The following is a 7,522-nucleotide window of genomic DNA, read 5'->3' as shown; positions in this document are numbered from 1 at the left end:
TGCGCACCGCCACTTCAGCGGCCTCCCCCGACTGTTCGGATACCGGGCGCAGTACTGCGGCAAGTTCTGTCAGCGATAGCGCATTGATCTCGGCGATCGAGTGGCCGGCGATGCTGACGTCCAGCGCATCTTCGCGCAGTCCACTGCCGGAGCACTTCGGGCAGCGGACGGTTTCGGTGAACTGCAGCGCGCGGTCCCGCATGCGCTCGCTGTTCGAGTCCGCCAGAACGTGCATCACGTGACTCCGGGCGCTCCAGAACTTGCCCTCGTAACTGTGGTCGACGCGGCCTTCTTCGGGCTCGATGAACACCTTGGGGTGCTCCTCGGTGAACAGAAGCCAGTCTCGGTCCTTCTTCTTCAGCGTGCGCCACGGCGCGTCGATGTCGATACCCATGCCGCTGACGATGCTGCGCAGATTCGCGCCCTGCCAGGCGCCCGGCCACGCCGCGATCGCTCCCTCCCGAATGCTCAAAGAGGGGTCGGGAACGAGCAGTTCCGTTGTCACATCGTGGAAGTCGCCCAACCCACCGCATCGTGGGCAGGCACCGGCGACGGTATTCGGTGAGAACGCTTCGGCCGCGAGCAGCGGAACACCGTCAGGATAGGTACCGGCCCGCGAATACAGCATGCGCAGCAGGTTGGACATCGTGGTGATGGTGCCGACGCTCGAGCGTGAACTGGGCGAACCCCGGCGTTGCTGCAACGCAACGGCCGGTGGAAGGCCGGTGATGGAGGCGACATGGGGTGCGCCCACCTGCTGAAGCAGTCGCCGCGCGTAGGGGGCAACAGACTCGAAGTAGCGTCGCTGCGCTTCGGCGTACAACGTGCTGAAAGCCAGTGACGACTTCCCGGACCCCGAGACCCCTGTGAACGCGACGAAGGCATTGCGGGGTATGTCGACATCGACCGCTGCCAGGTTGTGCTCGGTAGCACCGCGCACTCGGACATACCCGTCCCACGTTGAGTCCGTCACCGACCGAGCCTAACTGGTCCCTATCGGATCAGAACGATATTCTGGACGTTGGTTCCGCAGTGCAATTGTTTTGCAAATCAATGGCAAGGGACTGTGTTTTCATTTCAGTTGTGACCGCACACAGTGCCTGTATAGAACTGCTCGGCACACCGACAGTTCGCGGCACACGCGTTGTCGACCCGCGAGCCATCGGCGGGACGCGCTGCGTCGAAGCCCTCGCCTACTTGACGGTGCGCGAGGCACCACGTAATGCCTACGGCAGCAGCCGAAGTCCAGCACATTCTGGCCAAGCTCCGACCTGAGCAGGGACTGTGCCCCGGATCGAACTCGACCCGACACTCCGGAGACTCATGTCGTGCCGGATCCGTCGAGTTCCAGGGCCAGTTCCATGCATCGCAGTCGTGCAGGGGAAAAGTCGTAGGGCATCATCCGGACGGTCTCGGCAAGGCTTGTCGACCCGCACGCCGAACCGGCGTCGGCGGGCGGGGGGTGCAACTCGTCCCACGCGTCGAATCGGCCGTCGTCTGCTTGCGCCAGGCCGGAGCTGTCGATGACCGTGCGAAGTGCGGTCTCGAAGGCGTGCCGTTCCGCAGCCACCTCTGCCACGCGAGGGTCGTCGACGGCTACCGTGTCGTCGAGCGCCTCTTCGGCGGCGTCGACTCGGTCAGAAGCCTCCCGCAGGTCCGGGCGGGCGGCCAGGGCGATGAACCGCGACGCCTGGACGGACGCGCCGAGCTCGCCGAAGATCCGCTCGGTCACGAGCAGGGTGTCCAGGTCGTCCTGGCGCAGGGCCCCCTCGCGCAGGCCTGCGAGGCGGTCGCCCACGACATCGGAGAGCAGGCCCAACCTGCTCCCCCGAGCTCGCATGCGCTGCACAGCTTTCCGTTGCTGCTCGAGTTCGGCCTGCCTGGCAACGAGGGACCCTTCGAGCCGATCAAGGATGCGCGCGACGTCGCTGTCGGCGGTACCGGGCGCATCCGCCAAGGCGTCGCGGATATCGTCGAGAGCAATGCCGGCCTCGGCCATCCGGCGGATCCACAACAGCCGGATCATCTCGTCGTAGCCATAGCGGCGGCGGTCGTCGCTCCCCCGCTCGGGCTCCGGGATCAGGCCGATCTGGTGGTAGTGACGGATCGCTCGCGGCGTGGTGCCGACGAACGCCGCGGCACCCCCGATCGTGACCTGGCGCGGCGGGGTGAAAGACGAGAACATGTGTTGCTGCCTTCCTCGGTGGGCGGGATACGTCCACTGCACCACATGACGCTACGGAAGGTGCAAGCCCGCGCCTGATGTGACGTCGCATAAGGCGACGGTTTTCAGAAGCATTCGATTATCCGGGCCCTCCAGGGGGGTGACGAAGCTGAACGCCGAAGTGACGCCTCGTATTCGAGTCGACTCGGGACCCGGAGATTTCCGTGCGTCCGACGACTGTGGCGTCGTCAGGCCACCGTGAAGCGCACAGTGTTGCCGGCCGGATCGAGCAAAGTCGTGTTGAGTGGGGCATCAGTCGTCACCGTCAAACCTGCTCTACCGGAACCGATATCGATCGCTATCTGCTTGCTCCATTCGCCGCCTTCCGGGGGCACAAAACCGATTGCGGCGGAGTTCAGGTGCACCATCCACGAGCCCCCGGTTGGCTTGGCACCGCTGTACGGGTCGGCCCAGGGTGCATCGAAGTTGTTCATGTTCACGAACACGGTGAGTGGACAATCGCTGGTGAAGAATGTCCGCCAGGTCAACGTGACCACCGCGATGCCCGGACGATCGTGCGGCGTGTACACGTCGCCGCCCACCTCGCCTGCGCACGGTAAAGACATCTCTCGTCCGAGCGAAATGTTGTACGGAAATGGCGTGAACTCCTGATGGTGAGCTGACGCCACCCCGGGCATGCCCAGAAGCGCAGCCGCGAGGGCAGCACCGACAACGGTGGTTCGCACGGTCCAAGTTCGAGTCACGAAAAGGACATTACGGTGAAGCCGTTCGTGGGGCCGGGTATCGGTCTCGTGCTGTTTCCTCGACCGGCAACCCCTCACCTACGGGCAAGCGGGTAGCGGGTTGACGGTGTCGGTATCCCAGGTGAGTCTTTGCGTGATAGGCACGGGCAGCGCCTCGAGCTCGGCGTTCGTGAGCAGTGCGTCGATGCACGAGGTCGACGCCCCGACGTAGGTCGTCATCAAGTCGATGTCCGTTGCCACGCACCATGCCTGATCATCCGGCCACCACAGGTGGGCGCTCATTCCAAAGGGAAACCGAGCACTGGCACCGAACTGGGTGTCGGCGAGATCGATACCGCCCGCGAAGAGCACCATATTTCGAGACGGCATCGGCAGTCGAAGTTCATTCGACGGCACGTCGATATACCCAGATCCTTCCCAGTGCCCGAACCAGCACTGCGCCGGCGCCTGTGTGAAGCGTCGAAGTGTGTCTGCCAACGCCCGGGTGGTGCCTACCCGCAACGAACCTTGCATCGGGGAATCGTGCCAAACGCCCTCCTGCTCGCTGGCTTGCCAGCTGCCCACGATGAAACCCCACTCCATCGCCGGGTGCGCAATCCGGCCGTTGGCTCGGGCAACCGCCGACCAGGTGACCGGTTCGTCGTCGATGCTCCTCGCCGGATGAAAGATTCGCGCGTACGACGGGAAGATACGCGGAATCAGCGCGGCCACACCGCTGCCGAACTTTCCGATTCCTTCGAGGAGCCACGCCCCAGCGTCGACGTCGTCGGCCTCGCGTAGCCCTCGTTCGTCCCAGTCCTGGGAATCGGTCGACTTCGGATTCCACGCCATGGGCCCACTAGATCACACGAAGCCGCATGTCCGGTCAGAACGGAGTGGCCCAAGTCGATTCCCGCATCGCCGTGGTGAGACGACGGCAGATTCATGTGCCCCGAAACGAAAGATCCGTCGACTTCATACCTACCGATCTCGAGAGGTCTGCGCGCCCGAGCGACCGGGCAACAACGATCGCCCACCGGTGCTCTCGTACCGCGCGGTCTGGCAGCGAAGCGTGAGCACGTATGCGAACAGACCGGACGGCATGCCGGAACGCCATCCGACCTTGCGCACCGCATCGGTCCGCGGGAGAGTGACGATCATGAACGACACACCCGCATCCGGCCCACCCCCACCGCGTTTTCGCGGCGTGCCCATCAACGAAATCCCGGCCGTAGTACCTCTGAGATTGATTCTGGCCGAAACGGACAGGATCGGTGCGTGGCTGAGCGGTGCACGAATCTACAGCACTTGCATGACCTTCTCGGTCGAAGCCAGTGTCCGAGAATCCGATCGTTTGCTGGGTATGTACGGGTTCGGTAGACCGGAGTCGAATCACACGCCGCCGATGCTCCTCGGTTTCGAGGACGTCGACGGAACCGTCTCCACAAACCTGCCCGGCAGACGAACGGGATTGAGTCCCAACGGCGGTGGTGGAAACCGCCTGCACAGTCGAAGCGGCCTCATTTTGACGCCCGTTCCGCCAGCCGGTCCTTTGCATGTGTATTTTGCGTGGCCCCACTTCGGGATCGACTAGACACGTCATATCGTGGATGCGAGCGAATTCTATTCGACGACATCCGAAGTGAGAAAATTGTGGGACGAGGTCGATCCGGACACGGGCACCCAGTTCGACCTCGCTGACAGGACGACTCCCGAGATCGAGATTCCACCAGGCGGGTGGTTCCAGGCGGCCTTCGAACGCCAGAAGCCACCTCCGCGCGACCCCAATGCGCCGCGTCGTATCAACTACGCGATCAAGAGTGACGACTGAGCGGCAAAGCCTTCAGGACCAACGAGAACTACCAACGTATCGCGATGCTCGACCCCATCGAAATAGCCGCTCACCGCACAACCACCCGAGTACGAAGGCTGTTCGTGTGTGTGGCCGCTTGACGAATTGCCGCCGTGGCCTGGCCGGGGTCGTGTCGACATCCGGCTCGCCGCTGCGTAGTTCGTTGATTCGTCACCTCCCTGCCCAAGGCGCCCGTTCGTCGCCGATACGTCCGTAGGCAACCATCTCGGTCCAGAATGCGCACAGGCCGGACGCCCATTGCTCGGCCGTGAGCGGAAAAATTGGCGGGTGGTGTCCGTACTGCTCGACCCACGTGCGGTCAGTCGGCGGTACACGCAGTTCAGGCTCGGTCGGGATGGGTACGTCTGCGTCGTAGAGTGCGGGGCTACCGGTGAGTTGGTAGACCAGCGTTGCAATCCGGCCTTCGAGGTCGAGTGAGAGCGGCACGAAGCGGGTGTCCACCACGCCGCGGATACAGAGTCTGTCGGCAAGCACAGTGAACGTGTCGAGGGTGCCGGGGTCGGCGTTGCGGCTGTCGACACGGACTCGCCATCTACCGTCGGGAGTCGTCCTGGGGTCGAGATAATCGGCGGTCGCCGCGTACGGACCGAATTTCGAGAGATGTTGTTGCAGAGGTATATTGACCGTGCTGGGTGCGAGTTTGCGAACAGTGTTCTCGTTCGGGCCGTCGATCCGAGACCAGTCGAAGTTGTCGGGCGCGAGCATGGGCGCGGCGGTGCGGTCGAGGATCAACCCGAACCGGAACGACGCCGCCCTCGAGGCCGTCGGTTCGCGAGCGTCTCTGTATTCGTACGCGTAGTCGGCCCACCGATCGCCGAGCGCGGCACGGACCCAGCCCTCCGCTTCGGTCACCGGAATCGCTGCATTCGGAGAACCGATCGTCCGCAGCGGAGGTTCCGTCGGCGACAGGCGTCGACCGACAACACGCACCCGTACGAAGACCGGTCCGGTCTCAGGTACGAATGTGCCGAGATCGTCGGAGTAAGGGTGAAAGCTGCATGCAACGACAACGCGGATCGTCTCGTCCCGCGATGCCGGTCCCTGAAGACGCTCGTCGGGGCCCAGGCGGTCACCGGAACGGCCCCGCGAAGTCACCAGCAGGTCAATGTGATTGCGCAGTCTCGTGATCACATCGGGATGGTTGCAACGAACGAATTGCGCCACCGTGTGAACTTCCTCGGCCTGCGAGGCGGTGAGATCAGTCATGGTCGACCTCCGTTGTGACAGTGCTGGAAATCGCGCACCAATTCCGGGTGGCACCCACGCAGTAACAAGCCGGTGAACGTGAGCCCGTCGTCGGCGAGCCAGTGCCAACTCTCCCGCGGCCACGTCGCGGCCTCGGCGCGTACATCCGCAACGGTCGTCACGCCGGTGTCGCTGTGCCGCAGGATCACCGAGTCGTCGTCCCAATCGATGGATGATGCGCGAGCATCGAGAGGATTGTGCGCAGCGATGATCTCGAAGTCGGCGTCGATCTCGAACGCCTCGTGCTGAACCCGCCATCGAAACGCACTGTCCAACAGCGTGTCCTGCGTCAATGACGCCGCGAACCACGGACCATTGTCGCCCTCGGCCTGCACCAGCAGCGCCGACACAGCGCCCACTACGCCGACGTGTCGCCGCATCACCGGCGCGGTGACGATCGCCAGACCGTCGTCGACGAGCACGACCGGCGCACCATCGAGACCAAGGGGCTCCGCCAAAGTGGTGGGCAACCCGAAGTGTTCGTTGTATTCACCGGACAACAACTCGTCGAGTAAAGGACCTGTCGCGCGTCGCGCTATTGCCCACCGGTCTCGTCGGTCGATCGCATCGACGAGTTGACCGACAAGGGCGATGAAGCCTCCCCGTCCGGTGCCGAAGCCCAGACGGTTCGGCGTCACAGCACGACCTCCCAGTACGACGCCGGCCTCATACCGAACCATCGTCCGCATCGAGCGAGCAATGATCACCGGAACGAGTACCCTCGGCCCCGACGGTGCCCGCCCCCTCGGGGGAGCGTACATACCACCCACCGGACTCCCCGACAGCCATCGGTGCCACAACTCCCGCCCAACCCACACACCTTGCGGCGGTGAGTATGTCGCGTTCTGTACCCGGACGTTCGGCCGGAAAGTCGCGCCACGTCGCCACGAGTGTCTGTACGGATTCGAGCACGGTGATCTCGGAGCCGCTGTTCGGGTGCGCGGACGGTGCGGCGGGGACATCACTCCACAGGTGCGCGCCGACGGCGGGATGGACGAACCCGTCGGCGATGCGCGCCGACATCATCCTGCTGTGCGCCCGCGCGCCCGCCGCACTTACGCCGTCTCCACGATCAGTACCGAGACCGAAGAACAAGTCCTCGGCAAGTCGATACTGCTCCTCGTTGATGCGTGATCCATCCGCGACGCGTGTGTCACCGGATCTGAATCGTGTGAATCGGGAAAGCACCCCCGCCACCACAGCCGCGGTGTCGGGTGAGATCAGCGGCGGAACCACTGTCAGATCACCGTGGACAGCCGACAGGTATCCCATGCACGCAATCGGGAATCTGGCCCAGTCGCTCTCCCCCACCGCCACCGCCCACGCGGTGAAGACGAAGTCGTCGAACAGATCTCGGTGGAACGGCGGCAAACGCCGCATCGAATCTGCAGCGGCCAGCGACACACCGTCGTACACGAACTGTTCGAGGGTTCGACCCTCGACTTCCTGCAACCACATATGAAAGCCCGCGCACTAGGGGGCCGCCGAACGAAGCCG

9 protein-coding genes and 1 pseudogene are annotated in these 7,522 nt (G+C 63.9%); 2 read left to right on the top strand and 8 right to left on the bottom strand.

All coding sequences use genetic code 11. The features are described from left to right. From QM588_RS22865 to QM588_RS22845, 5 genes and pseudogenes are all read right to left on the bottom strand, one after another. Positions 1-973, bottom strand: a pseudogene (locus QM588_RS22865) (ABC transporter); the annotation flags it as partial. A gap of 348 nt (positions 974-1,321) precedes the next feature. Further along, positions 1,322-2,185, bottom strand: a complete 864-nt coding sequence (locus tag QM588_RS22860; protein ID WP_283316811.1) for a MerR family transcriptional regulator — start codon at positions 2,183-2,185, stop codon at positions 1,322-1,324. Positions 2,186-2,412: 227 nt separating this feature from the next. Then, complete coding sequence (locus QM588_RS22855; RefSeq protein ID WP_222089554.1) at positions 2,413-2,928, bottom strand: hypothetical protein; 516 nt, start codon at positions 2,926-2,928, stop codon at positions 2,413-2,415. A 78-nt stretch (positions 2,929-3,006) separates the two neighbouring features. After that, a complete protein-coding gene (locus tag QM588_RS22850; RefSeq protein WP_283316810.1) occupies positions 3,007-3,759 on the bottom strand; it encodes a hypothetical protein in 753 nt (250 codons plus the stop codon). Positions 3,760-3,888: 129 nt separating this feature from the next. Further along, positions 3,889-4,068 (bottom strand): hypothetical protein, encoded by a 180-nt coding sequence (locus QM588_RS22845; RefSeq protein WP_222089556.1) that lies wholly within the window; start codon positions 4,066-4,068, stop codon positions 3,889-3,891. Here QM588_RS22845 and QM588_RS22840 point away from each other — a divergent pair. Together QM588_RS22840 and QM588_RS22835 are read left to right on the top strand one after the other, a co-directional pair. After that, the gene (locus QM588_RS22840; RefSeq protein WP_283316808.1) at positions 4,067-4,501 is read left to right on the top strand and encodes a hypothetical protein; all 435 of its coding nucleotides are present in this window, start codon (positions 4,067-4,069) and stop codon (positions 4,499-4,501) included. The genes QM588_RS22845 and QM588_RS22840 overlap by 2 nt on opposite strands. 48 nt (positions 4,502-4,549) lie before the next feature. Beyond that, on the top strand, positions 4,550-4,738 hold the full coding sequence (locus QM588_RS22835) for a hypothetical protein (RefSeq protein WP_283316806.1): 189 nt from the start codon (positions 4,550-4,552) through the stop codon (positions 4,736-4,738). 192 nt (positions 4,739-4,930) lie between these two features. On the opposite strand, the gene QM588_RS22830 is transcribed toward QM588_RS22835, so the two are convergent. The 3 genes from QM588_RS22830 to QM588_RS22820 are packed head-to-tail and all read right to left on the bottom strand — an operon-like array spanning position 4,931 to position 7,483. Beyond that, positions 4,931-5,986 carry a hypothetical protein gene (locus tag QM588_RS22830; protein WP_222089559.1) on the bottom strand — a complete coding sequence of 352 codons (1,056 nt, stop codon included), beginning with the start codon at positions 5,984-5,986 and terminating at the stop codon, positions 4,931-4,933. Beyond that, the gene (locus QM588_RS22825; RefSeq protein WP_222089560.1) at positions 5,983-6,663 is read right to left on the bottom strand and encodes a hypothetical protein; all 681 of its coding nucleotides are present in this window, start codon (positions 6,661-6,663) and stop codon (positions 5,983-5,985) included. The genes QM588_RS22830 and QM588_RS22825 overlap by 4 nt, the downstream gene beginning before the upstream one ends. 28 nt (positions 6,664-6,691) lie before the next feature. Next, positions 6,692-7,483 (bottom strand): hypothetical protein, encoded by a 792-nt coding sequence (locus QM588_RS22820; protein WP_283316804.1) that lies wholly within the window; start codon positions 7,481-7,483, stop codon positions 6,692-6,694. Positions 7,484-7,522 lie beyond the last annotated feature (39 nt).

This window comes from Rhodococcus sp. IEGM 1354, assembly GCF_030056855.1.
GTDB lineage: Bacteria > Actinomycetota > Actinomycetes > Mycobacteriales > Mycobacteriaceae > Rhodococcoides.
Note: the sequence above shows the minus strand (reverse complement) of the source record. Positions and strands in the feature narration are given on the sequence as shown.

Coding starts and splice junctions, on each gene's coding strand:
- QM588_RS22860 (WP_283316811.1), bottom strand. CDS start 2,185: ATGTTCTCGTCTTTCACCCCGCCGCGCCAGGTCACGATCGGGGGTGCC.
- QM588_RS22830 (WP_222089559.1), bottom strand. CDS start 5,986: ATGACTGATCTCACCGCCTCGCAGGCCGAGGAAGTTCACACGGTGGCG.
- QM588_RS22820 (WP_283316804.1), bottom strand. CDS start 7,483: ATGTGGTTGCAGGAAGTCGAGGGTCGAACCCTCGAACAGTTCGTGTAC.
- QM588_RS22840 (WP_283316808.1), top strand. CDS start 4,067: ATGAACGACACACCCGCATCCGGCCCACCCCCACCGCGTTTTCGCGGC.
- QM588_RS22850 (WP_283316810.1), bottom strand. CDS start 3,759: ATGGCGTGGAATCCGAAGTCGACCGATTCCCAGGACTGGGACGAACGA.
- QM588_RS22845 (WP_222089556.1), bottom strand. CDS start 4,068: ATGATCGTCACTCTCCCGCGGACCGATGCGGTGCGCAAGGTCGGATGG.